Raw genomic sequence first — 24,649 nt, 5'->3', positions numbered from 1 at the left:
AACTAAATCTCCTGCCCTGACACTTTTAAATAAACACGATAAAAACTCGATGCTTTTAACGCCTTCACAATTTTAAAACGTTCAATAAAAGCTTTAACGTGAACGCGATATTTAGTAATTAAAATATTACAGATAAAAAACAGAGGAATAGCCAAAACAGCACTAACCACAACAGCACCTAAAGTATAAGTATGGTGCCAATGAGCAAGTTTAAAAATACTTATCTGATAAAGCGAAGTAAACAAGCCTTGCAATGAACTAGCCGTAAGTAATGACTCACCAACAGCAACAATCGCAAACGAAAATAAATAACTAATTGCCGAGAAAATACCAAACGACAAAATAAAGCTACCAATATTCATACGAATAAATAAGACAACAAAGACAATGACCAGGTTATGTAAACTAAACAGCGGTGATAAACCAACAATTAAGCCTAAAACCACAGCAATAGAAATTTGCCGTGGAGAACTATCAGAATTTAACGCCTTAAATAATTTGGCTAGTAGAGTAAGCATTTTTTCTCCTTAAAATGCAATGTGAAAAAGTGACCATTAACTAACACAGCTAACTATGCTAATAAGGGTTTAGTTTGCTTTTCTTTTGTGTAATTTAGTTTAGTTGAATTAATCAGTAATTTTGCGCGTAAACACCCAATCATTACCTTTACTAAACTCTTCATTATACTGATAACCCGCAAGGTCAAACGCTTTTAATTGTTCAACCTCAGTTAATTGATGCTGAATAATATAACGTGCCATCAAGCCACGCGCTTTTTTGGCAAAAAAACTGATCATTTTATATTGACCATTTTTCCAATCTTTAAAGCTTGGCGTAATAATATCGGCTTCAAGTTGCTTTTTCTTTACTGATTTAAAATATTCCGTAGAAGCAAGATTAATTAAAATGTTGTCGCCTTGTTCAGCTAAAGCCTCATTTAATTTATCGGTGATAATGTTGCCCCAAAATTCATATAAATTTTTGCCTCGAACATTATCTAACTTGGTGCCCATTTCTAAACGATAAGCCTGCATTAAATCGAGTGGTTTCAATAAACCATATAAGCCCGACAAAATACGCATGTGTGATTGAGCAAAGTTAAAATCGGCTTCGCTAAAGCTTGCTGCATCTAAGCCGGTGTATACATCACCATTAAAAGCCAATACCGCTGCTCGGGCATTGTTTTGATCAAAAGGCTGAGACCACTGGCCAAAACGGGCGGCATTTAAACCGGCTAATTTATCGCTGATCGACATCAACGAGCTGATCTCGGCTGGAGATAAAGACAAGCAACGATCAATCAATAATTGACTATGCTCTAACAGGCTAGGTTGAGAATATTGTTGAGTAGCAAGAGGCGACTCAAAATCTAAATTTTTAGCTGGAGAAACAACAAGTAACATGGTTTTAATTAACACTTTTTTGGTAATTTAACTTTGGCTTCACTATAGCATAGCCAAGTTAAAAATTAATTAAAATTAAATAACCTGCCATCGTAAGCTACGCCATATTTTGGCCAGAAAAAAACAGTAAAAAAATTAAAGAAACTCTCTAGGTTGTATAAAAAATGTCATAAAAATATTTTATTATCGCGTCGAATATGATATTTATTTACTGCAGTTGTAGAAAAAAGGAGCATTTCATGGATAACATAACCGAAGCATTGAATTCGTTTGAACAACCTAAATCGAAAACAAGCAATAAAAAAAGAAAATGGCGTGAAATAGAACAGCTGAAGGAGAAATTTCAATTAGAACGAGACCTTAAAGTATATGAAGACTCATTAGAGTATATGCTGGACGAGTTTTAAACCTCTCTCAAAGCTATAAATTTAAATTACAACTAATCAAAAACCTATCATGAAAATGATAGGTTTTTTGTTTTTAGCATCACAATAATTATTTATGCTTAATTAATCGTTAGTTGGCGGTTAATTTACCAATCATTAATCTAAATTGACGTTCCTAACAGCAAGAATTTTATCTTTGTTGGCTAAAAATAAACGCACTAATTCAGGGTCAAAATGTATTCCTGCTTGCTTTTCAATAAAATCAAACGCTTCTTCCACACTCCAAGCTTCCTTATAAGGTCGCTTAGATGTCAAGGCATCAAACACATCAGCAATCGCAACAATGCGTCCTTCAATGGATATTTCTTCTGCTTTTAGATTATTAGGATAACCAGTACCATCCCATTTTTCATGGTGTTCCATGGCTAATAGGTGTGCTAGTTGTAACAGGGGAGATTCTGAGTTTTCTAAAATTTTGGCTCCGATAATTGAATGTGTTTTCATTTGTTCAAATTCTTCATCGGTTAATTTTCCAGGCTTTAATAACACGGCATCTGGGATCCCTATTTTGCCAATATCGTGCATTGGGGCAGCTTGTCGAATTAACTCGGCATATTGCTCAGACATGCCATAAGCTATAGCTAAAATTTGAGAATATTGGCTCATTCTAGCAATATGTTCACCAGTATCTGTGTCTTTATATTCAGCAGCACGGCCTAAGCGATCCACTAAATCAACATGTGCCTGCTTTAACTGCTCAGCTTGTACTAAAGATAGATGATTTTTAACCCTAGCCCTAACAATAGCGGGACTTATTGGCTTGGTTATATAATCAACTGCCCCTAATTCAAAACCAACAAACTCATCATTTTCATCACCTAATGCAGTAACAAAAATAACCGGGATATGTTTAGTTTGTTTTTGGCTTTTTAAAATTTTACACATTTCTAAGCCACTCATTTCTGGCATCATAATATCGAGTAAAATTAAATCAGGTATTTCTTTATCAATAAGCTTTAATGCCGCGTCAGCAGACTTAGCAAACGACAAACGATATTGTTCATGTAAAACTTCACGTATCACTTTTAAATTTAACGGTTCATCGTCAACCACTAAAATACGTGCGCGATCAGAAGAAAAGTTCATCGTGTAAGTCCTATTTCCCGTTAACAAGTTGGTTAATTATTTGTTCAAGCTGGCTTTGGGCACTGTCAAAATCGAAAAGTTCAAATTGCTCTACTAATGCTGTAATTTCAGACTGATATTGACAAGGTGCTGACTCACTTAACTGTAATAATAGCTCATCATTTAATTCTGCATTTTGCACATCAACTAACAATTGCTCGCATAGAGTTAATAATTCGTCGTTGCTTAACTGTTGAGCAACACGTTTAATGGTGCTTTTTTGTTGCTGTTCATCAGATAAAACCAGCTGTTCTAATGTAACTACTTCAGCGCTTAATTCCGCTAATACTTCTGAAAGTTCGACATCTTGCTCGCCTTTTTCTAGCGTTGCGATGACATTCATTAATTTAGGTAAAGCTAAATTACCCGCTAGCCCTTTTAAGGTATGTAATAAACGTACATGTTCCTCTGTTTCGCTATGTTGGGTAGATATTATGGTTAAGCTTTGTTTATGCTCAGTTAAAAAGCGGGCAATTTCACTCCAGTGTTTTTCTTTTGTGCCCCATAACATCTGCCCTTTTTTGTTATCTATATGTTTGAGTGAAGCACTGGTTGTTTCAGCTTTAGGCGCAATAACACGACCAAGATTTAACACCTGCATAATTTCTAAATTGAGCTGTTCTATATCTATTGGCTTATTGGCAAAACCATTCATACCTGCATTTTTGGCTACTGTTTTATCATGCTCAAGCACACTTGCCGTTAATGCAATAATGGGCGTAGTCGCCAAGTTATTTTCTTTTTCAATTTGTCGTATTTTTATAGTCGCATCAATACCATCACATTCCGGCATATGAATATCCATTAAAATCACATCAAATTGCTGTTGCTCAAAAGCCGCTATGGCTTCCAAACCATTATTTGCAACTACCACTTGATGCTGGTCTTTTTTCAATAAAATCGACAATAACTCTGAGTTTTGAGCAATATCATCAGCCACTAAAATTGTTAATGGAGGTAACTGACTGTTAGCTGAATTAATTGCCTGAGTTTGGTTAATATCACCGGCTTTAAGCGGCAAGGTAAAATAAAAACAACTCCCTTTCCCTTCTTCACTGGTAAGCCCGATACTACCACCCATCAATTCAACTAATTGCTTACTAATTGAGGTACCTAAGCCAGTACCACCAAAACGACGAGTCACAGTACCATCGGCTTGTTCAAACGCTTCAAAAACTGCTTTAATCCTATGTTTAGGTATACCAATGCCGGTATCAATCACTTCAAACTTAAGTTGCTCATGTTCAACAGCAGTTACCACTACCTTGATAAAGCCAACTTCAGTAAACTTAATGGCATTACCAATTAAATTCATTAATACTTGGCGAATACGATCAGGGTCAGCAAAGTACACTTTACCTTCAATGATTTTAGCGTCTAAGATCAGCTCTATGCCTTTATTTTTAACATCTAACCATAAAGTTGAAATAACACTGTCGAGTAATTCATGTAAATTAAAATTTACTGGTTCAATGGTTAGCTTGCCTTTTTCAAGTTTCGCGGAATCCAATATTTCATTTAATAAGCGCAATAACGATTTCGCAGCATTATTGACAATAACCAGATGTTTTTGTTGCTCTTGATTAAGCTCTGTGGTCATTAATAAATCACTAAACCCAATAATAGAATTCATAGGGGTTCTGATCTCATGACTCATATTCGACAAAAAGGCTTGTTTGGTTTTAGCCGCTTGCTCTGCCACTAATTTAGCTTGTTTTAAAGTATCTTCGTAATGGCGTCGCTCGGTAATATCAACTAATACACCATCAATCCACTTGGCTTTACCATTGTCATCAAACGAAAAACTGCCTTGATCCAATATCCAAATTAACTCACCGTTTTTATGCTTAACTTGATATTCCACAGCATACTGGCGTTTTTCCTGTAATGCTCTGGTGACGGCAACCATAGCGAGTTCCTGATGCTCAGCAATAATTAACTCACCAAAATGAATACTGCCAGTAAGAAACATTTCATCGGTATAACCAGTTAATTCCAGCACACTAGGACTAATATAAATCATTGGCCACTCATCACTGTATTCACAACGAAAGGCAACACCCGGCATATTGGTAATTAAAGAACGATATTGTTGCTCTTTATCAATAAGGGTTTGTTGTAAGGCTTTTTGATCGGTTAAGTCGGTAATAAACCCAACATATAGCGGGCTGTGACCAGCTTGTTTAACTTCACCAATTCCTAAACGAATAGGAAATAAATGACCATCTTTATGTTTAGCGTGAACATCACGGTTAATACCGATAACTTTGCCATAATTAACATTATTAGCATTGGCTAAGTAACCATCATGGTGCTGAGCAATTTCGTCAGCCATTAGTAATTTAATATTTTTATTTAATACTTCATGACGTTGCCAACCAAAAATACTTTCAGCAGCATTATTAAAACTAAGGATGATGCCTTTTTCATCGATAGTAACAATACCATCAATGGCAGTTGATAAAATTGCATCAATGCGTGACTCACTCGCCGATTTTTCATCTAACAAAATCCGATAACGGATCATACTATTAAGAACAACCACGATAATAGTTAATAATACCGTTGCTAACGCAACACTTACCGCTACAAAAGTTAGCTCTGACTGAATATTTTTCTCAGGAATAAAAGGTGTATCACTAACAAAACGGGTAGCAAACATGCCCATATAATGCATGCCTGAAACCGCTAATCCTAACACTGTCGCTTGGCAAAAACGGTTCTGCGTTTTGCTTAACTTTGGCACATATCGATGTAGATTGAAGCGCGTAAATAAGGCCACATAAGATAAAAAAACCGCCACTAAAATAGAGAGACCAAAAAATAGCGGATCATAACCAAGCATAGGGCTTAATTGCATTGCGGCCATACCGCTATAATGCATAGTGCCGATACCAGAGCCTAACAATACAGCGCCAACCAACATGCTCAAAGCTGTTGGTACCCTTTTTTGTAAAAGGGTAATGGTATAAAAAAAGGCGATAAAGGCTGGGAAAAAAGAGAAAAAGGTGATCAAAGGATCGTAGTTAATTTCAGTACACAATGAAAAAGCTAACATGCCAATAAAATGCATACTCCAAACACCACCCGACAAGACGATTGAAGCCGTAACATTGGCGATTCTGCGATAGTTATCAAATGGAGTTTCTTTAGCTAAATCAAGTAAATATGCTGATAGAAAGGCAGTAAAAATAGAAACAATAATAGACAAAAAGACCAAACTGTAATCATAGCTACCACTTAAAACAAGTGCAGGATCAGGATTAACAATAAAAAAATTCGACAGCATGAAAAAATGGTTAACTCATGATTAAAAATAAGGACAACTGCACCATAATATAACATAAATATTAATCAGTTATGACACTTTATAAGCAACAAAAGCGTAAAGTTAACACTTAATAAATGGTTCATTAACACATTAACAACATTACTCGCTATATTTCAAAATTTTGCTAACAATCTTAAGCGCCAAACGAAAAAACAAAGTACTTACTCTGCCGATAAATTAAGTGATAATTGTTGAACTTGCTCTGGCTCTGTCGTTTTAAAACCTAGATTTAGCCCTAATAACCTGATCTTGCGGCCATTACCTCGTTCAAACGCTTTCACCAACAAGTGCCTAAAAGTATCTAGATCATCACTGTTACTTTGTTGCTCTATGGTCGTTTGGCTAAAATCCGCAAACTTTATTTTAACCCCTTGCTTAACAATGGCTTTGGTTTCACAACGGGAAAACCTTTCGGTTAACTTTTGATATAACTCGGTGATTACTTGCTGGCACTGCGCTAGCTCAGCTAAATCGGTTGCAAAAGTTTGTTCAACACCTAACGATTTTCGAATACGATCTGTAACCACTTCTCGTTCATCAATGCCAAAGCAACGTTGATACAAACTAAAAACATTATTGCCTAATAAAGGCACGAGGTTTTCAAACTTAGCTAAACGTACATCTTCGCATGTTATCAAACCATGAGCTGACAATTTATCCGCAGTTTTAGGGCCAATGCCAGGTAACTTTTTTAACGGTAGCTTTTCAACAAACTGCTCAACTTTATCGGGGGATACCACACAAAGTCCGTTGGGTTTATTCTCGTCACTGGCAATTTTTGCTAAAAATTTATTTGGTGCAACCCCTGCTGAAGCCGTTAGTCTTAATTCATCAAATATCGCTTGGCGAATTTCTTCTGCAATTAACGTTGCACTACCCTGACAATGTTCACTGTTAGTGACATCAAGGTAAGCTTCATCAAGTGATAAGGGTTCAATTTTATCAGTGTAACGACGAAAAATGGCTCTAATATGATGTGATATTTCTTTATAAACAGACATGCGAGCAGACACTATTTTTAGCTCAGGACATAGCTTTTTAGCCTGTATTGCCGGCATAGCAGACCTGACCCCAAAAGTGCGCGCTAAATAATTACAGGTGCATAAAACACTGCGAGGACCGTCAAAGCCTACCGCTATCGGAACTTTTTGATATTCTGGAAAGTCGCGCATTTCGACTGCGGCGTAGAAACAATCCATATCAACGTGAATTATCTTTCGCATAAAAAAACCCATACTGTTTATTTTTACAGTATAGGTTTTTTGTTATGTTATTTAAAGAAAAAGTATGCCCGCATTAAAGATAGTATATTAACCGTATAATTCGCTGACACTATAAGCGAATAAAAACCCTACTGCAGCGATTGGTCCGGTAATATTATGCATATCTTCAAATGCTTCGGGGATCATGGTTTGAATGATCATTACTAAAATAGCCCCAGCTGCTAAAGCGGTAGCAAAGCCAACGGCTTCTTTACCAAACAAGCCTAAAAAGCTAAAACCGAACCATGCCGAAAGTGCCAATACTAAAGTAATTGCCAACCAAAGCGTAAAAACAAAAGCCGCACTTTTACCTGCTTTTTTCATACCAGCTGAGCTGGATAAACCTTCCGGTATATTTGAAATGAAGACAGCAAAAACAGTAACAAAAGCAACACTGCCGCCTTCTAACATACTAACCCCAATAGCGGCTGATTCAGGTATACCATCTAATAAGGCACCTAATGCAATAGCAAAGCCAGCGGTACTTGCGGTAGTAATTTTTGGATTGTTTTCTCGTATCCTTTTAGGAATACCTTGGGAGCGTTTTCGATGTAATACGCCTTGGCCACAAACAAAATAATTTGCTACGGAATACAACAACACACCAGCACTAAAGCCCGCTAGAGAGGCTAATAAACCACCTTGTTCAGTAGATTTTGCCATTAATTCAAACGACAAAGCCGAGATCAAAACACCGGCACCAAATGCCATAATACTGGAAATAACCTTATGCGGCAGATTAATATAAAAGCCAATAACTGCGCCAATAAATAACGCTAAGCCAGAAACACCTCCCCACATTGCGGCTTCTAAACCATATTCCATCATCTATAACTTTCCTAACTCGTTTAGTCATTAGCTTGACTGTAACCGCTAATATAACTACGTCAAGTGAATTTAAGTTTTCATCAATTGCTACATAACTAATTTTTATTCAATGCGTATAAGAACGCTGAAATTAATGTGATAACGGTCAATTATTTTACTGGTATTTATCTAAAATTAACTATACAGTTCTCACCAAAATAGTGCATTTAGAAGTAAGTTGATGAATCATATTCTCTGGGATCAGTTATTATCGCTTTCAGACGATATTACTAATCCAAAACAATCTAAAGATGAATTACGAAAGTTATTAATAACGCGGTTAGCCGCTATTGATATTGCGCACGAACGTGCCTTTGATCCTGCAGATCATTTTGAAGAATATGTGGCTGTTAGCTTATGCCAAGCAATTAAAAAAGTACTTTCTGAAGAATAACGGCCAGTTATGATAAAATCACAGTGACTATTAGAGTCGGAATAATCACTGTATTAATTACTATTTTATGAAAAATTAAATATTTTTAACGTCGATCATGTTTTCTTTTTCAGCCGCTAAACGTTCGCGTTCTTGTCGTTTTTCACAAGGATTTTCACAGTTACAGGCTTTTTCAATACCAATAGATCCTAAACCACCACAACTGCCGGCTAAACTTTTTTGTTGAAAAATATACCCTACGCCCATTGCGATAAATACAATGATAAAAAAGCCTAAAGTCAGTAAAAATATGGTCATGGTATTTCCTAAAGCATTGGCTTAATCATAAATTAGCTGATTAAGCATAAATATTTGTTTGAATAAAGTCAGACACGCCTACGTGAATGTTTATTTCAAATAAGGCATGAATTTTACCGTATTAATCTCTTCAAAGCCATCAGCGGTTTTAGCAATTAACATAGCGGCAATATCATGCTCTTTAGCAAACGCTAAACCTTTTTCAACACCCATCACCATAATTGCCGTTGATAAACCATCGGCTGTCATTGATGAAGGATGAATAACCGTAACCGACACTAACTTGTGCGCAATAGGTCTCGCGGTATCAGGGTCAATAATATGTGAATATCGCTGACCATCTACTTCAATATAATTTCGATAATCACCTGACGTTGCCACGGCATTATCTTTAGGCACTATAATTTGATGAACGGAGCGTTCTGCTGTTACCGGTTTTTCTACCGCGACATGCCATAGCGTACCATCAGCTTTAAACCCTTTTAATCGCATCTCACCGCCAATTTCAACTAAATAGCCATTAATACCATCACTTTCTAATAAGTCCGCGATAACATCAACGCCATAGCCTTTCGCAATAGTAGACAAATCAATATACAAGTCAGGAATAGTTTTACTTAGTTGACCATTAATTAATTGTATATGCTGTAAGCCAATGCGCGCTTTGGCTATTGCTTCTTCTTCGGCTGTCGGCATTTTTTCAACACGATATTCAGGACCAAAGCCCCATAAGTTAACCAAAGGGCCAACGGTAACATCAAGTTTACCTTGAGAAATTTTCCCTAAACGTAACGCTTCGGTAAGGACCTTGTTTAAGCCAGCTGATATTTTAATCGGGTTAATACCCTCACTTTTATTAAACAGTGACAATTCAGAGTCAGGGATATAAGTTGACATGGATTGATTCACCGCCAGCAATGCTTGATCAATTGCTTGGTGAAGCTCCGCTGTATCAAAACCTTTATCAACCACCACTTTAATATTATAAGTTGTACCCATAGTACGGCCTTGCAGAAGTACCTCTTCTTTTACCGCATCATTGTTATTAGGAAAACAGCCAACTAATAACAATGAAAACAACGAAACAAACACACATACTAAAACTTTTAATTGACGCATTACACCCTTCACTTAAAACATTAATGCTTTTACTTATTTGACTATTTATCACAAGATGCAAAAAAGACGACTTAGGTCGTCGTCTTTACGCTGAAAATCAAAGAATTATAACCATTCTGCAAGGCATCACACAAGCTACTGTGAATTTAAAGTTGCTCTACTTAATAGGCAATACTGTATTCCGATTGCTTAAAACCTATTGTCAATTATTAACAAGACATTTAAGCATGCGTGAGTTTATCAAAAGAACGTGGAGAGCTAGAGTTATTTTATCTAAATGGCACTTATTCTAGCAACCAGTAAAATATCTCTAATAGCTGCAAATTATCCGTAGATACAACATTATTTGAGGTGAAAAAGAGCTATATAGCTGGTAGGTGCAACGCATTTAAAAAAATAAATTAATAATTTTATATCAATAAAAAAGTTAAAATACAGTTTGCCTTTCTTAAAAAGTAAAAATAAGAAGCATTACTAAGTTAGTAATTACTAACCGTAAAAAAATTGAGTAAAATGTGTGATTTTTTACGCAATTTTAACCCTTGCAACGAAGCGAAACCCCCCTCTATCTTGTGTCTAGAAAACAACAAAAGCACATCATAATAATGTGTATTGGTTTGTTTTTAGTTGAAGAGAGTTAGTCAAAGCGGTTACCAACCTACTACAATCGGTAAACGCAATGACTAGGATTCAGCGCAAGCAGAGGTTAACATCTGGTGACTGAACCGTATGTACTTTTGAACGGGTACTGCGAAACAATATATTTTATTCAAATAATTTTCAATAGATTTATTTGTATAAACTTTCACCTTTTGAACTAACCTCTTAACTATCAGAAAGTTAAGCGAGGTTATTGTTATGAGTTATTTAACTCCTAATCTTGTTCACGTTAACGGATACACTCGGAAGAGAAACGGCTTCCTTGAGTATGTGTGTGGGCATGATCGTAGTTTTCCTAATTCAGGAAAATAAGTAATTAGGGGGGATTTCTCCCCCCTCTTTTCATAACTTAAATAGGTGAACGCTATGGCTCAAGGCTCTAGTATTAATGGTAACGGTTCAGGTTCTGGATCTGGTAACGATTCTTATACAATCAAGGGGCGTGGTGTAGTATCCCGTCCTAAAATAGTTAAAGAAGTATTAGCTGGAAAACACCCTGATACGCATATTTACAGTAGAAATGGTATGAAGTACGCTAGAAATAATCGGAATTGTAATCTACCTGATAACATAAACGATTAGTTCAAGTAATATTAGGAGGGCTATTCTTAGCCCTTTTTCTTATTGCGAAGCTGCTTGGTTTAGGTTCTTTAATGTAGTTGAGTTTTGATTACCATCCAAAATTGCTAACATAAAATCAGAGTGGTAACACAACTCAGCAAACTTTGATCTAACTATTTCTCTAAAATCCTCTTTAGGTATTTCACCGAGCATTTTACCTTTATATTTATTTACCCAAATAATCCCTTTCTAACAAAAAAGACGACCTAGGTCGTCTTTTTTATATCCATTACTTCTTGTGTCATTTTAAGAATTTTGCGATGAATGATTATGTTAGTACTAGGAGTGAACGCGGAGCCTAGTTTACTAGGTGAGCATTCACGACAACGTAATAACATCATCAGACAAGCTAAAACTTAAAATTAGCCGCCGAAGTCATCCAACATAATGTTCTCATCTTCTACGCCTAAATCTTTAAGCATATTGATCACAGCAGCATTCATCATTGGTGGCCCACACATGTAATATTCACAATCTTCTGGTGCTTCATGATCTTTTAAGTATTGCTCATGTAACACGTTGTGAATAAAACCAGTTAAACCGTCCCAGTTATCTTCTGGCTGTGGATCCGATAAAGCAACATGCCATTCGAAGTTGTCATTGTCAGCTGCTAAGCCGTTATAATCATCTTCGTAGAACATTTCACGTAATGAACGTGCACCGTACCAGAAACTCATCTTACGTTTTGATTTAAGACGCTTAAGTTGGTCAAAAATGTGTGAACGCATTGGCGCCATACCAGCACCACCACCGATAAATACCATTTCTGCATCAGTATCTTTAGCGAAGAACTCACCAAATGGTCCAGAAATTGTTACTTTATCACCTGGCTTTAAGCTGAAAATAAATGATGACATTTTACCTGCTGGTAAATGTAGTTTTCCAGGAGGCGGCGTAGCAATACGCACGTTCAGCATGATAATGCCTTCTTCTTCTGGGTAGTTAGCCATTGAGTAAGCACGTAAAGTTGGCTCATCTACTTTTGACTCTACGTCGAAGAAACCAAAATGTTCCCAGTCACCACGGTATTGTTCATCAATATCAAAATCGCTGTACTTAACATGGTAAGCTGGCGCTTCAATTTGAATATAACCACCAGCACGGAAAGGTACTGATTCACCATTTGGTATTTTAAGCTTAAGTTCTTTAATGAAAGTTGCTTTGTTATCGTTAGAGATAACTTCACATTCCCATTGTTGAACACCAAAGATTTCGTCTTCTACTTCAATTTCCATGTCTTGCTTAACAGCAACTTGACATGAAAGACGACAACCTTCTTTTGCTTCACGTTTAGTAATATGACCTTGCTCTGTTGGTAGAATATCGCCACCACCAGAATGCACGTGTACACGACACTGACCACAAGTACCACCGCCACCACAAGCTGAAGGAATAAAAATACCTTGATCAGCAAGTGCGCCTAGTAACTTGCCACCAGCACTGGTAGTCACAGCTTTGTCAGGGTCACCATTAATTGAAATTGTCACGTCACCTTCAGCAACCAACTTTGATTTAGCAAATAAGATTACTAGTACCAAAGCGATAACGATTGCAGTGAACATGCCTACGCCGAGAATAATTTCCATCGACTTTTCCTTATACTTCTCTAGGAGCAGACAAGTAATTACTTGCCTTGCTCATTAATCTTATTATAACGAAATACCACCGAAAGAAAGAAAGCCAAATGCCATCAATCCTGCAGTAATAAACGTAATACCTAAACCTTTAAGGCCATCTGGCACGTCAGAATATTTCATTTTCTCACGTAAGCCGGCAAGCAATACAATTGCTAATGCCCAACCAATACCAGAACCGATACCATAAACAACCGACTCACCAAATGTTAAGTTTTTAGAAACCATGAAAGACACAGCACCAAAAATTGCACAGTTAACGGTAATTAACGGTAAAAAGATACCAAGTGCTTGATATAACGCTGGGAAGTATTTATCTAGTGTCATTTCTAGAATTTGTACTAACGCCGCAATTACACCAATAAAGGTAATAAATGATAAGAAGCTCAAATCAACTGATTCAGCAGGATCGGTAATACCTAAGATGCTATCTAATGCACCAGGCGCTAAGATTGCTTGATAGATCACTTGGTTAGCAGGAACCGCTAAACCAAGTACAACTATAACGGCAACACCTAAGCCCATAGCAGTACTTACTTTCTTAGACACCGCTAAGAACGTACACATACCTAGGAAAAATGATAAGGCGATATTCTCAATGAAAATCGTTTTAACAAGTAAGCTAATATAATGTTCCATCGATTAATCCTTCTCAACTTGCGCTGGTTTCCACTGGCGAATACCCCAGATGATTAAACCGATAATGAAGAATGAGCTAAATGGTAAAACTAATAAACCATTCGCTTGATACCAACCACCATTTTGAATAAGTGGTAAAATTTCAATGCCGAATAATGTACCAAAGCCCAATAATTCACGGAAAAACGCAACTGTAACTAAGATAGCACCGTAACCTAAACCGTTACCAATACCATCTAAAAAGCTTACACCTGGCTTTTCTTTCATTGCGAATGCTTCTGCTCGGCCCATAACAATACAGTTAGTTATGATCAAACCAACAAATACTGATAGCTCTTTTGATAACTGATATGAGAAAGCTTTTAACACTTGGTCAACCACAATTACCAATGAAGCAATAATCGCCATTTGCACGATAATACGTACACTTGAAGGGATCATGTTACGGATAATCGAGATAAACAAGTTCGAAAATGCAGTAACCATAACAACCGCCATGGTCATTACCAATGCGTTTGCTAACGAGCTTGTTACCGCTAATGCTGAACAAATACCCAATACTTGTAATGCAATTGGGTTATTGTCAACGATAGGACTCGTTAATACTTTTTTAGCATCTGAAGACATTATTTCAATCCTCCACGATTTTTAGCAATGAAAGGACCATAGCCTTCTTCACCAAACCAAAATTGTAACGTGTTTGTTACGCCATTACTGGTTAACGTTGCCCCTGATAATGCATCAACACCGTTGATATCATCAGCTTTAGCGCCACCTTTAACTAATTTAATCGCTGGCTGACCTGATTGATCAAAAATCTTTTTACCTGGCCATAATGCTTTCCACTTAGGATTCATGACTTCCGCACCTAAGCCCGGAGTTTCTTTATGATCAGAATAAATAACACTTTTAACCGTATTTAAATCAGCTTCAAGACCAACGTAACCAAACATTAAATCCCAAAGACCTGAACCAACAATTGGTAAAACTACTGTTTCAACTTCACCAGCACCATTACGAACGATATATACAACACTGTTATGAGCACGTCGATTAATACCGGCAATATCGTTTTCTGGCTTATCTGATTTTTCTACATCACGGGCATCACGACGTTCGTCGAACATTAAAGGGTCACCTTCAATGAATTCACCTGAATCTAGATCAATCATTTTTGCTTCAACAAATTTATTGTACGCCGCAACAATGCTTTTTGCATCTTTGCCTGAGCTTTCTAATAAATTGGCTGCTTCTAAAATTTTAGTTTGTTGGTCAAGTAACTTGTTTGCTGTTTGTAAAGGTTTCAACGTTACCGCTGAAAACGATACTAAGGCAGCACAAACAATACATACTACAAAAACGAAACCAACCGTTCTGCCAAATGATTCTTTATTACTAGACATTGCGAGCAAGCCTCCGTTTGATATTCGCTTGTACGACAAAGTAGTCGAATAATGGTGCGAATAAGTTAGCAAATAAGATGGCTAGCATCATACCTTCTGGGAAAGCTGGGTTTACCACACGAACCAATACCACCATAACGCCAACTAAAGCACCAAACCAGTATTTACCTGTGTTAGTAAATGACATAGTGACAGGGTCTGTCGCCATAAACATCATACCAAACGCAAAACCACCAACTACTAAGTGCCAGTACCAAGGCATTGCAAACATCGCATTAGTATCACTACCAATAGCGTTGAATAACGTAGCTGTTGCCGCCATACCTAAGAAAACACTTAACACAATACGCCATGAGGCTATGCCTTTATAAAGAATATAAGCACCACCAAGGAAAATTGCCGCTGTTGATACTTCACCAACAGAACCAGGGATAAAGCCCCAGAATGCATTCCACCAATCAGCATTTAAGCTGTAATCAATAGTACCAGGTACTGCTAAAGCGCCTGCTGCTAATTGTGTTGCACCAGAGAAGCCATCAACAGCAACCCATACAGCATCACCTGAAATTTCACCTGGGTAAGCAAAGAATAAAAACGCACGCCCCGCTAATGCAGGGTTTAAGAAGTTTTTACCTGTACCACCAAAAATTTCTTTTGCGATAACAACACCAAAAGTAATACCGATAGCGGCTTGCCATAATGGAATTGTTGCCGGAAGAATTAAGGCAAATAAAATTGAGGTAACAAAGAAACCTTCGTTAACTTCATGCTTACGCACAGCAGCAAATAATACTTCCCAAAAACCACCAACAATAAATACTGTTGCATAGATAGGTAAGAAGAAACATGCGCCGTAAAGCATTTGCGTAAACCAGCCAGAGCTTGCTGATAATTCACCGCCTAAAAAGCTAAAAATAGCTACTTGCCATGAATCAGGTAAAGCGTATCCGGCCGCTAAAGCTTCAGTTGCTTGGAAACCAATGTTAAACATACCAAAAAACATGGCAGGAAAAACAGCTAACCATACAGTGATCATAATACGCTTAAGATCGATACTATCACGAATATGCGTATTGCCTTTGGTTACATAACCCGGTGTAAATAAACCGGTTGCGATTGCTTCATATAAAGCGAACCACTTTTCATGTTTACCGCCTTTTTCAAAGAGCGGCTCAATGTCTTCAATAAACTTTTTCAAGCCCATGTCTAACCTTCCTTCTCAATTATGGTTAGGCAATCACGAAGTAAAACGCCGTAATCTGTTTTGCCTGGGCAAACAAATGTACATAAGGCTAAATCTTCTTCGTCAAGCTCTAAGGCACCTAACTGCTGAGCGCTGTCGGTATCGCCAGCACATAAGTCACGTAATAATAAGGTTGGCAATACATCTAATGGCATTACACGTTCATAGTTACCAATTGGCACCATAGCACGTGAACTACCGTTAGTTGTTGTTGTCATTTTAAATAATTTGCTTGGTGATAAATGCGATAAGTAAGCACGAGTTACTGAAAACTTATTCGCGCCTGGCATCATATAACCAATAAATTCTTTTTCACGGCCTTCAAGTAATAAAGACACTTGTACGTGATAACGACCTAAATAAGCATGTACGCCATACGCTTTATTACCTTGTAATAAAGAGCCAGAAACAATACGTACTTCACCGTCAATTGTTTCATTCGCAACTAAGTCATTAGTATTTGCACCTAAAACCGTACGTACTAAACGTGGTTTTTTAGCTGCAGGACCAGCAAGCGAAATAACACGATTATTATCAAGTTGGCCAGTAGTAAATAACGTACCAATGGCAATAACATCTTGATAACCCACATGCCACACAAAGTTGTCGGCATTTACTGGCTTAAGAAAATGGATATGGGTACCAACTAAACCTGCAGGATGTTTACCCGCAAATTCGTTAACCGAAACACCAGTATCAACAGGAATGTTAGCTCCTGGAGCTTTAGAAACAAACACTTCACCTTCGGTTAAACGTGTTAACACGGTTAAACCTTGTTTAAAGGCTTCAGCTTGTTCATTAATCACTACTTCAGGATCAGCGGCTAATGGATTGGTATCCATAGCACTAACAAAAATAGCTTTAGCTGTTGCATCGATTGCTGGGATTTTACTGTATGGACGAGTACGAATTGCTGTCCATAAACCAGAATTAACTAAGTTATCAACAACGTCTTGACGCGCTAACGAACTTAATTGTGAAGCTGGGTAACTCGCAAACGTTTCTTGTTCATCGCCATCGACGTTGATAACGACAGATTGTAAAACGCGCTTTTCACCACGATTAATTTCAGTAACAACACCGGCAACTTGAGCTGTGAATTTAACGCCAGGGTTCTTTTTATCTTCAAAAAGATCCTGACCTTTTTTAACACGATCACCTACTTTGACAAACATAGTAGGGCGCATGCCCACAAACTCTTCACCTAGTGTTGCAACAGTTTTGATGGTTGAACCATCATGGATTACCTGCTGGGGGGCTCCATTAACAGGGACGTCCAGACCTTTCTTTATTGTAATCATAAACACTTGCACTACTTTGACGGGAGTATCAAAACCAACTAATCCCTTATATTTCAAAAGGTTAGAATGATTTCAGTGTATTTCAGTAAAAACATAATCTTACGATTAAGGTTTCACCAAGCTTAGTTAAAATATTCAGCCGCGGATTTTAGCACACAAACTATAATTGATGCTATCCACCCAGCTAAAATTTACTTAGAAATTAGCTAAATACTAGACCAGTTCATAAATTTTGCTGAAAATAAAAAAAACCAGCAATAAAAATGCTGGCTTTTTAAACAAATCAAAGTGGTTGATCATGAGAACAACACAAATAAATTTTTACTTCTTCTGTTAAGTCATCATTTCAGTGAGCTTAAGAACAGCTTTAAGGTAGCTTGCATACCATTTTGATGGATAGCAGTTAAATAGCCGGTAATAGCTTCAATAAAGCTGTTATTAGCCAATAAAGCAGCGCTACAAATACCTGACTCTTTTAATATCGCTAATACTTGCTGCTTTTCGTCTGTTTTATGAGTAACCGCAAGTTTGGTTAACGTTTCAGCTAACGGATCAATCACCGTAAAATTTTCACCTTGATGATCACGCCCTTCTAAAAAACGGCACCAACTGGCAATCACTAATGCCACAGGATCTGATATTTGACCTGACGTTAGCATAATATCAGCAGGTTTTAATAAGCGTTGCGCTAGCTTTTGTGAACCATCACAAGCTACCTGCGTTGTTTTATAAGGCACTCGCTGATTAGCAAAACGATCTAAAATCGATTGTGCATAAACAGGTAAATCAACACCGGCAACATCATCTAACGTGGTTAACATTTGCTTTTGTAACAATTGAACAAATTGATGACAGTCGGGATCAGTTACCGCTTGATGAATATAATCATAGCCCATCAAGAAACCTATATAAGCTAATGTTGAATGACTACCGTTTAATAAACGAAGTTTCATGTCTTCATAAACACACACTTCTTTTACAAACAAAGCACCTACTTTATCCCAAGCTGGTTTGTCATTAACAAAGTTATCTTCTATTACCCACTGTTTAAATGGTTCAGTGATCACCACACTATTATCTTGAACACCTAATAATGAAGAAGCGAGTGCAATGTCATCTTCCGTGGTTGCTGGCACGATACGGTCAACCATAGAATTACAGAAAGAAACATTTTCTTTGATCCAAGCAGCTATGTCAGGATTTACTTGCTCAGCAAACTCCAAAACAATAGCTTGAGTAACACGGCCATTCGACGGTAAGTTATCACAGCTGACAATGGTTAATTTACTGTTGGTAGTACGGCGCTTTTGACAGGCAGCAACAATAAAGCCCGGCACAGATTGCGGCGCATTGAGGTTATTTAAATCATTCATTACCGCAGGATTAGTTAAATCAAGATGAACACCTGACTTATCACGACAATAGCCTTTTTCGGTAACCGTTAACGTTACTACTTTTGTGCTCGTATCAGCAAGCACATCAATAACACGTTGTGGGTTTTCTGGTGCTACTAATACTTGCTCAATAGCCCCTACTAAGGAAATTTTATCTTCATTATTAGAACGTTCTAAAACCGAATAGATGTAGTCTTGTGGCTGCATCTGATTACGAATATTGGCTGAACGTAAACTAACGGCGGTAATTTTCCATTGGTTTTCACCCAAAGCTAATAAATCATTAGTGTAAACCGCTTGATGTGCCCGATGAAAAGCACCAATGCCAATATGCACAATGCCTGAGGTTGCCTTAGCCGGATCATATGCTAATTTTTCAACAGACTCAGCAAGGTTAGTTACCGTATTTTTCGTTAATAATTTATTGCTCATAACAAGTACGCCTGTTTTGCTAAGTTATACGTTAAGTCATAAGCAATTTTTTCTGCTTGCTGCTCAGTTAAACGGTGATCTGAAACCAGTTCCGCTAAAAAGACACAATCCATACGGCGGGCAACATCATGACGCGCAGGAATAGATAAAAACGCTCGGGTGTCATCATTAAAGCCAACTGTATTATAAAAGCCTGCCGTTTCGGTAACTTGCTGACGATAGCGACGCATTCCTTCAGCACTATCATGGAACCACCAAGCAGGGCCTAATTTCATGGCCGGATAATGCCCCGCTAATGGCGCTAATTCACGAGCGTAGGTTGTTTCATCTAAAGTAAAAACAATTAATTTAAAATCGGTACTATTGCCATACTTATTTAATAGTGGTCTTAAGTTTTCAACATAGCTAGTTTGTACGGGAATATCTGCGCCTTTATCACGTCCAAAGCCCTTAAATAAGTCAATGTTATGATTACGGTAAACACCAGGATGAATTTGCATTACTAAGCCATCTTCAATACTCATATTAGCCATTTCAGTTAACATTTGTGCTCTAAAACAATCGGCATCTTCAGCAGTAAAGTTTTGGCTTCTAATTTTTTGATAAAGTGCTTCTTTATCTTCATCTGATAAATCAAGGGTTCTAGCAGTAGCATGACCATGATCGGTAGAAGTAGCACCATACTTTTTAAAATACTGACGACGATCTCGCAAGCTTGCTAAATAACCGGCAAAAGTACCATGATCACAACCGGTAATTTCAGCAAGTTGCGCTAGGTTATCTTCAAAACCTTCAAATTCTGGATCAACCACATTATCAGGTCTAAAAGCGGTGATCACTTTCCCCTGCCAACCACTTTCTTGAATTTTTTTATGGTGTTTAAGATCATCAAGCGCAGATTCAGTTGTTGCGATCACTTCAATGTTAAAACGTTCAAAAAGCGCCCGTGGTTTAAATTCATCTAACTGCAAATCCGCGGTAATTTTATCGTAATACGCTTGCGCATTTTCTGATGTTAACGCTTCTGTAAAGCCAAACACATTGGCAAAAACATAATCCAACCAAATACTGGTAGGCGTGCCTTGAAATAAAAAGTAGTTATCAGCAAAAATTTGCCATACTTTTTTAGGATCAACGGATTTATCAATACCGGTTTTATTAATGCCCAACGATGCCATCGAAATACCTTGGCTATAAAGCATGCGAAGTAAATAATGATCCGGCTGTAATAATAATTCGGTTGCATTAGAGAAACATTCGTTGTCGGCAAACCAGCTTGGATCTGTATGTCCGTGTGGACTAACAATTGGTAAATCTTTAACACTGTTATATAAACGTCGCGCAATATCACGTTGAACAGGGTCAGAACTAAATAGTCTATCTGGATGTAAATTTATAAGCTGTGCCACGATGAAACCTCTTTGGCTATTTATTTTGTTAATACAAACTTAGTTACTATCATCTGCTATATCAAATAAGTAACTCGTTAGCGGCTATCATCAATAGCCATAATTTATCATAATGAGCGAACTGTTGTTAAAGCCCATATATAGGGTCTTAAAAAACTTCGGTTATTTTACCCTGAAAATATTGGTAAGGCCACCTTTCCATTTAAACAAAAAACAACCTTATGATCAAGATAATTATCACCGGTTAGCGATAAGAAGGTAATTTAACCTGAGCTCAGGATAGTTTAATAATAAAAAAACGCCCTTAACCAATACCTAAGTATCCATCAAGGGCGCGGGGAGCTAAAAAGGCTAAGGTTAAATAACCATTAATCTCCTTTTAACTTAAGCAGGGTTATTTACCGTTGTCGTAGCGGTTTCTGCTTCGGCTTGTTTGTCTTGTGCTATATAAGCATATGTTGCTGATACAAAATAAATTAACGTTGGTACAATTAACCAAGTGGTAACAGTATCAATGTCGTTATTTATATAAGAATCAAGCCCTAAATAGGCACAAGCTACTAATGCAGACCAAGCAATAATTTTCGCTACTTTAACATTAGCTGGTAAACTGACTTTTTGCGTTGTTTTTTCCGCTGTTGCTAAGTAATTAACTTCGGCAACTTTACGCGCTGATTCAGCTTGTTCTGCTGCTACCGCTTCAGGATATGTCGCTTTAGCACCCATGGCTGATGCAAGCACTATATATAACACAGTTGAAAACGCCCATAACGGCACAAGAATAAAGAATAAGTGCAACAAGCCTGCTTGCTCAACAGCTATACCAGCAACCATAGACACTATCCAAGTGATAAATGCGGCCATATTGGTAGTATTACCTTTATAATAAGACCAATAACGGGTTAAACCAATTTTCGGGAATAACCAATGCTCAGCAACAATAATCGCGCCAACCGGTGCTAATAAAAGCCCCATATAACCAACAAAACCAAGTAAACCAGAGAAAACAAATGGAGAACATGCAATGATGGTGGTGATAATACCAACCACAATCGTTACGTTAGTACGGCCCCAAGTGTGGTTTAATGAACTGAACGCTAAACCAGCACGATAAATTGTTGGGTTTGACGTTGTCCAACCAGCAATAATAACCGCTAAAATACCTGAAGCACCAAGTGCGGTATAAGCAACAGAGCCTGGGTCAATCGCGGTAATACTCGTTTTTAATAAAATCGCTGCACCTGCGCCCATAATACCAGCACAAATCCATGCCATATAGTGACCAATAAACATACCTAATGCTGAGAAATAGCCATATTTAGCACTTTTAGCAAAACGTAATAAAGTCATATCACCTAAACTACCGTGCATTGCAAGGTTTGCTACCCAAGCAAAAGCAACTACATGCCAAATACCAATTTCGCCTTCGGTATCTTTCCAAATAGATTCACTAGCCACCGTTAAGAAGTCACTGAAACTATTAATACTATCAACACCGGCAGTAGCACCAACGGTTGTCGGCATCATTACTAACGCACCAACAATAAACATTAAGATCATCCAAGGAGCACACACTTCAGCAAACGCAGCTAGCTTTTTAAAGCCTTTTACCGCCATGTAAACCACAACAGCACCAACACCTAGTACTACTAGGACAAATCGGAAATCACTTGGAAAGTAGCCTACTTGGTCTTCAATACCAAAAAGAATACGTACCGCAGAGGCTGATACGGTGATCATGGCTCCGGCCAGTACACAGAATAAAATACCATTAACCACACTGTAGAGTTTTATCGTACCCGGGCCGGCAATTTTTTCTAAATAGGCATATAAGGTTAATCGGGTGTCGGTAGCAATAGGTGCTGTAATTAAGCCCCAAGTTAATACCGCCAATAAATTACCAAACAGTAAACCAATTAATACATCGACAGCGCCGACGCCCCATGATACGAATAACGCACCAATAACAAACTCAGTACCCGCTACATGCTCACCAGCATAACTCGCCGCAAAGGTTTTTGGCCCTTGTAACTTTTCCGGGGTTACCGGTTGAGTTTCAAATTCTTCTGCAGTTGACATTTCTCGCCTCCGATTGAGTGAATAACACGCATTTTCCTGCGAACTTCACTTTTATTAACTATTGTTATTTTTATATAGGCTGCTGGCCTTAAGCTAACGGCCATGAGCTTTTAACTTCTTTGTTTATAATTTCTAGCTCTGTGAGCTTTCTTATACCAAAAACACGTGAAGATGCCTAAGCATCTTCACGTTTATTCTTAAAGCTTGTCGCTTAGGTGTAACCTAACAACAAAACCGACTTTAAACGATGCCTGAACCGTTGCCGCCACTGTTTGGACGTTCAACACCTGCTTGCGCACGGTAACCTGACTTACGGTAAGTCGCGATTGGGTCAATTGCACCACCTTTACGGAAACGTGCCATCGCTAAAATTGGCGATACGTCAGTTGTAAACGCATGCTTTAATGTATTGCTACACATTAATGCGTCATTATTGAATTGATATTCAGATAACTTAGGACGATCAACAATTAATGCAGAAACATAAGAGCGTTGTACGCTTGCAGCTGAGTTCATTAAACTTTCAATTGGGTCAGTCACGTTATGTGATTGGTCTAACATGTAGTTTGGACCAAAACCTTCTTGATTACGGTATTCAGCATCAACTAATTCATTGAAAATTAAGAATTGTTGGTACGGGTGTAAACTACCACTGTCTAAATCATCATCACCGTATTTAGAATCGTTAAAGTGGAAACCACCTAGCTTCTTAAATTGGATTAAACGAGAAACAATCATTTCAATGTTTACATTTGGCGCATGGTGACCTAAATCAACTAATGACTTAGCTTGTGGACCTAATTCCATTGCCGCTAAGATATTGCTACCCCAATCTTGGATAATTGTTGAGTAGAATGCAGGCTCGAACATTTTGTGTTCGATGTGTAATTCCCAATCAGATGGTAAACCAGCATAGATGGTTTTCATGCTTTCTAAGTAACGTTCAAACGCACTTTGGAAATGTTGTTGACCTGGGTGGTTAGAACCATCACCAACCCAAACTGTTAACGTTTTAGAACCTAATTCTTTACCCCATTCAATACAATCAAGGTTGTGTTGAATAGCAAGGTCACGTGATTCTTTACTTGTGTTGCTTAAAGAACCGTATTTAAAGCTATGCTCTTGACCAGGTTGATCTTGGAAAGTGTTCGAGTTAATCGAATCCCACTTAAGACCTAAAGCATCAGATGTTTGCTTTAATTCTTTAAAGTCATCAACTTTATCCCATGGAAAATGTGGAGAAACACGCTCAGTACACTGTGATAAATCGTTAATAACAGCGCTATCTTCTAATTTTTCCCAGATGTTACGTGGCTCGCCTTCACCAGGAAAACGTGCGAAACGTGTACCACCAGTACCTGTACCCCATGAAGGAACAGCAATTTGAAATTCTTCTGCTTTAGCTGTGATCTCATCAATGTTAATGTTTTCACGTGCAAGCTTAGCACCTAGTGCTTCATAATCTTCTTTTAAAAAGCCTTCTAATTTTGCATTTTCTTCAGCAATTAGCGCTTTGTCGATACGTTGTGTCATTATATTTTTCCTAATACCATTTTAATAATGAGCCCCTAAAAAGGGGCTTCAAATAAG

General features: G+C 37.7%; 21 protein-coding genes. 3 read left to right on the top strand and 18 right to left on the bottom strand.

Annotated features, from left to right (window positions below; translation table 11 throughout):
- Positions 1–2 precede the first annotated feature (2 nt).
- Together ACSLUO_RS06665 and yaaA are read right to left on the bottom strand one after the other, a co-directional pair.
- The gene (locus tag ACSLUO_RS06665) at positions 3–518 is read right to left on the bottom strand and encodes a TIGR03546 family protein (protein WP_448247304.1); all 516 of its coding nucleotides are present in this window, start codon (positions 516–518) and stop codon (positions 3–5) included.
- A gap of 108 nt (positions 519–626) precedes the next feature.
- Complete coding sequence (yaaA, locus tag ACSLUO_RS06660) at positions 627–1,403, bottom strand: peroxide stress protein YaaA (protein ID WP_448247302.1); 777 nt, start codon at positions 1,401–1,403, stop codon at positions 627–629.
- A gap of 239 nt (positions 1,404–1,642) precedes the next feature.
- On the opposite strand from yaaA, the gene ACSLUO_RS06655 reads away from it, so the two are divergent.
- The gene (locus tag ACSLUO_RS06655; protein ID WP_448247301.1) at positions 1,643–1,810 is read left to right on the top strand and encodes a DUF3545 family protein; all 168 of its coding nucleotides are present in this window, start codon (positions 1,643–1,645) and stop codon (positions 1,808–1,810) included.
- 135 nt (positions 1,811–1,945) lie between these two features.
- On the opposite strand, the gene ACSLUO_RS06650 is transcribed toward ACSLUO_RS06655, so the two are convergent.
- The 4 genes from ACSLUO_RS06650 to ACSLUO_RS06635 form a co-directional block, all read right to left on the bottom strand.
- Positions 1,946–2,935 (bottom strand): response regulator, encoded by a 990-nt coding sequence (locus ACSLUO_RS06650; RefSeq protein WP_448247299.1) that lies wholly within the window; start codon positions 2,933–2,935, stop codon positions 1,946–1,948.
- A 10-nt stretch (positions 2,936–2,945) separates the two neighbouring features.
- Positions 2,946–6,263 carry an MHYT domain-containing protein gene (locus ACSLUO_RS06645; protein ID WP_448247298.1) on the bottom strand — a complete coding sequence of 1,106 codons (3,318 nt, stop codon included), beginning with the start codon at positions 6,261–6,263 and terminating at the stop codon, positions 2,946–2,948.
- Between the two features lie 203 nt (positions 6,264–6,466).
- Positions 6,467–7,528, bottom strand: coding sequence for a DNA polymerase IV (gene dinB, locus ACSLUO_RS06640; protein ID WP_448247296.1), 1,062 nt, complete (start codon positions 7,526–7,528; stop codon positions 6,467–6,469).
- An 87-nt stretch (positions 7,529–7,615) separates the two neighbouring features.
- Positions 7,616–8,395, bottom strand: a complete 780-nt coding sequence (locus ACSLUO_RS06635) for a ZIP family metal transporter (RefSeq protein ID WP_448247294.1) — start codon at positions 8,393–8,395, stop codon at positions 7,616–7,618.
- Positions 8,396–8,615: 220 nt separating this feature from the next.
- Between ACSLUO_RS06635 and ACSLUO_RS06630 the strand changes: the two genes are divergently transcribed.
- The gene (locus ACSLUO_RS06630) at positions 8,616–8,828 is read left to right on the top strand and encodes a hypothetical protein (protein WP_448247292.1); all 213 of its coding nucleotides are present in this window, start codon (positions 8,616–8,618) and stop codon (positions 8,826–8,828) included.
- A 75-nt stretch (positions 8,829–8,903) separates the two neighbouring features.
- Here ACSLUO_RS06630 and nqrM read toward each other — a convergent pair whose 3' ends face one another.
- Both nqrM and ACSLUO_RS06620 read right to left on the bottom strand, forming a co-directional pair.
- Positions 8,904–9,125: a (Na+)-NQR maturation NqrM gene (nqrM, locus tag ACSLUO_RS06625; RefSeq protein WP_448247291.1), complete on the bottom strand. Its 222-nt coding sequence runs from the start codon at positions 9,123–9,125 to the stop codon at positions 8,904–8,906.
- 90 nt (positions 9,126–9,215) lie between these two features.
- Positions 9,216–10,244: an FAD:protein FMN transferase gene (locus ACSLUO_RS06620; RefSeq protein ID WP_448247289.1), complete on the bottom strand. Its 1,029-nt coding sequence runs from the start codon at positions 10,242–10,244 to the stop codon at positions 9,216–9,218.
- 1,026 nt (positions 10,245–11,270) lie between these two features.
- Between ACSLUO_RS06620 and ACSLUO_RS06615 the strand changes: the two genes are divergently transcribed.
- Positions 11,271–11,486 carry a DUF3892 domain-containing protein gene (locus tag ACSLUO_RS06615; protein ID WP_448247287.1) on the top strand — a complete coding sequence of 72 codons (216 nt, stop codon included), beginning with the start codon at positions 11,271–11,273 and terminating at the stop codon, positions 11,484–11,486.
- 401 nt (positions 11,487–11,887) lie between these two features.
- Here ACSLUO_RS06615 and nqrF read toward each other — a convergent pair whose 3' ends face one another.
- The 10 genes from nqrF to rhaI form a co-directional block, all read right to left on the bottom strand.
- On the bottom strand, positions 11,888–13,111 hold the full coding sequence (gene nqrF / locus ACSLUO_RS06610; protein WP_448247285.1) for an NADH:ubiquinone reductase (Na(+)-transporting) subunit F: 1,224 nt from the start codon (positions 13,109–13,111) through the stop codon (positions 11,888–11,890).
- Between the two features lie 63 nt (positions 13,112–13,174).
- A complete protein-coding gene (gene nqrE / locus ACSLUO_RS06605) occupies positions 13,175–13,798 on the bottom strand; it encodes an NADH:ubiquinone reductase (Na(+)-transporting) subunit E (protein ID WP_448247283.1) in 624 nt (207 codons plus the stop codon).
- A gap of 3 nt (positions 13,799–13,801) precedes the next feature.
- Positions 13,802–14,425, bottom strand: a complete 624-nt coding sequence (locus ACSLUO_RS06600; protein WP_448247282.1) for an NADH:ubiquinone reductase (Na(+)-transporting) subunit D — start codon at positions 14,423–14,425, stop codon at positions 13,802–13,804.
- Positions 14,425–15,201 (bottom strand): Na(+)-translocating NADH-quinone reductase subunit C, encoded by a 777-nt coding sequence (locus ACSLUO_RS06595; RefSeq protein ID WP_448247280.1) that lies wholly within the window; start codon positions 15,199–15,201, stop codon positions 14,425–14,427. The genes ACSLUO_RS06600 and ACSLUO_RS06595 overlap by 1 nt, the downstream gene beginning before the upstream one ends.
- A complete protein-coding gene (locus ACSLUO_RS06590; RefSeq protein ID WP_448247278.1) occupies positions 15,194–16,405 on the bottom strand; it encodes an NADH:ubiquinone reductase (Na(+)-transporting) subunit B in 1,212 nt (403 codons plus the stop codon). Before ACSLUO_RS06590 ends, ACSLUO_RS06595 begins: the two co-directional genes overlap by 8 nt.
- 2 nt (positions 16,406–16,407) lie before the next feature.
- Positions 16,408–17,745, bottom strand: coding sequence for a Na(+)-translocating NADH-quinone reductase subunit A (locus ACSLUO_RS06585; protein WP_448247276.1), 1,338 nt, complete (start codon positions 17,743–17,745; stop codon positions 16,408–16,410).
- 341 nt (positions 17,746–18,086) lie between these two features.
- Positions 18,087–19,571, bottom strand: coding sequence for a mannitol dehydrogenase family protein (locus ACSLUO_RS06580; protein WP_448247274.1), 1,485 nt, complete (start codon positions 19,569–19,571; stop codon positions 18,087–18,089).
- Entirely contained in the window at positions 19,568–20,980 is a 1,413-nt protein-coding gene (gene uxaC, locus ACSLUO_RS06575; RefSeq protein WP_448247272.1) for a glucuronate isomerase, read from the bottom strand. The genes ACSLUO_RS06580 and uxaC overlap by 4 nt, the downstream gene beginning before the upstream one ends.
- Positions 20,981–21,364: 384 nt before the next feature.
- Positions 21,365–23,059, bottom strand: a complete 1,695-nt coding sequence (locus ACSLUO_RS06570; RefSeq protein WP_448247270.1) for a purine-cytosine permease family protein — start codon at positions 23,057–23,059, stop codon at positions 21,365–21,367.
- Between the two features lie 240 nt (positions 23,060–23,299).
- Complete coding sequence (gene rhaI / locus ACSLUO_RS06565) at positions 23,300–24,592, bottom strand: L-rhamnose catabolism isomerase (protein WP_448247269.1); 1,293 nt, start codon at positions 24,590–24,592, stop codon at positions 23,300–23,302.
- Between the last annotated feature and the right edge of the window lie 57 nt (positions 24,593–24,649).

Source organism: Thalassotalea agariperforans (assembly GCF_053470345.1).
The sequence above is the reverse complement of the archived record's forward strand: the minus strand, read 5'-3'. Positions and strand labels throughout refer to the sequence as shown.

Coding starts and splice junctions, on each gene's coding strand:
- ACSLUO_RS06665 (WP_448247304.1), bottom strand. CDS start 518: ATGCTTACTCTACTAGCCAAATTATTTAAGGCGTTAAATTCTGATAGT.
- yaaA (WP_448247302.1), bottom strand. CDS start 1,403: ATGTTACTTGTTGTTTCTCCAGCTAAAAATTTAGATTTTGAGTCGCCT.
- ACSLUO_RS06655 (WP_448247301.1), top strand. CDS start 1,643: ATGGATAACATAACCGAAGCATTGAATTCGTTTGAACAACCTAAATCG.
- ACSLUO_RS06650 (WP_448247299.1), bottom strand. CDS start 2,935: ATGAACTTTTCTTCTGATCGCGCACGTATTTTAGTGGTTGACGATGAA.
- ACSLUO_RS06645 (WP_448247298.1), bottom strand. CDS start 6,263: ATGCTGTCGAATTTTTTTATTGTTAATCCTGATCCTGCACTTGTTTTA.
- dinB (WP_448247296.1), bottom strand. CDS start 7,528: ATGCGAAAGATAATTCACGTTGATATGGATTGTTTCTACGCCGCAGTC.
- ACSLUO_RS06635 (WP_448247294.1), bottom strand. CDS start 8,395: ATGATGGAATATGGTTTAGAAGCCGCAATGTGGGGAGGTGTTTCTGGC.
- ACSLUO_RS06630 (WP_448247292.1), top strand. CDS start 8,616: ATGAATCATATTCTCTGGGATCAGTTATTATCGCTTTCAGACGATATT.
- nqrM (WP_448247291.1), bottom strand. CDS start 9,125: ATGACCATATTTTTACTGACTTTAGGCTTTTTTATCATTGTATTTATC.
- ACSLUO_RS06620 (WP_448247289.1), bottom strand. CDS start 10,244: ATGCGTCAATTAAAAGTTTTAGTATGTGTGTTTGTTTCGTTGTTTTCA.
- ACSLUO_RS06615 (WP_448247287.1), top strand. CDS start 11,271: ATGGCTCAAGGCTCTAGTATTAATGGTAACGGTTCAGGTTCTGGATCT.
- nqrF (WP_448247285.1), bottom strand. CDS start 13,111: ATGGAAATTATTCTCGGCGTAGGCATGTTCACTGCAATCGTTATCGCT.
- nqrE (WP_448247283.1), bottom strand. CDS start 13,798: ATGGAACATTATATTAGCTTACTTGTTAAAACGATTTTCATTGAGAAT.
- ACSLUO_RS06600 (WP_448247282.1), bottom strand. CDS start 14,425: ATGTCTTCAGATGCTAAAAAAGTATTAACGAGTCCTATCGTTGACAAT.
- ACSLUO_RS06595 (WP_448247280.1), bottom strand. CDS start 15,201: ATGTCTAGTAATAAAGAATCATTTGGCAGAACGGTTGGTTTCGTTTTT.
- ACSLUO_RS06590 (WP_448247278.1), bottom strand. CDS start 16,405: ATGGGCTTGAAAAAGTTTATTGAAGACATTGAGCCGCTCTTTGAAAAA.
- ACSLUO_RS06585 (WP_448247276.1), bottom strand. CDS start 17,745: ATGATTACAATAAAGAAAGGTCTGGACGTCCCTGTTAATGGAGCCCCC.
- ACSLUO_RS06580 (WP_448247274.1), bottom strand. CDS start 19,571: ATGAGCAATAAATTATTAACGAAAAATACGGTAACTAACCTTGCTGAG.
- ACSLUO_RS06570 (WP_448247270.1), bottom strand. CDS start 23,059: ATGTCAACTGCAGAAGAATTTGAAACTCAACCGGTAACCCCGGAAAAG.
- rhaI (WP_448247269.1), bottom strand. CDS start 24,592: ATGACACAACGTATCGACAAAGCGCTAATTGCTGAAGAAAATGCAAAA.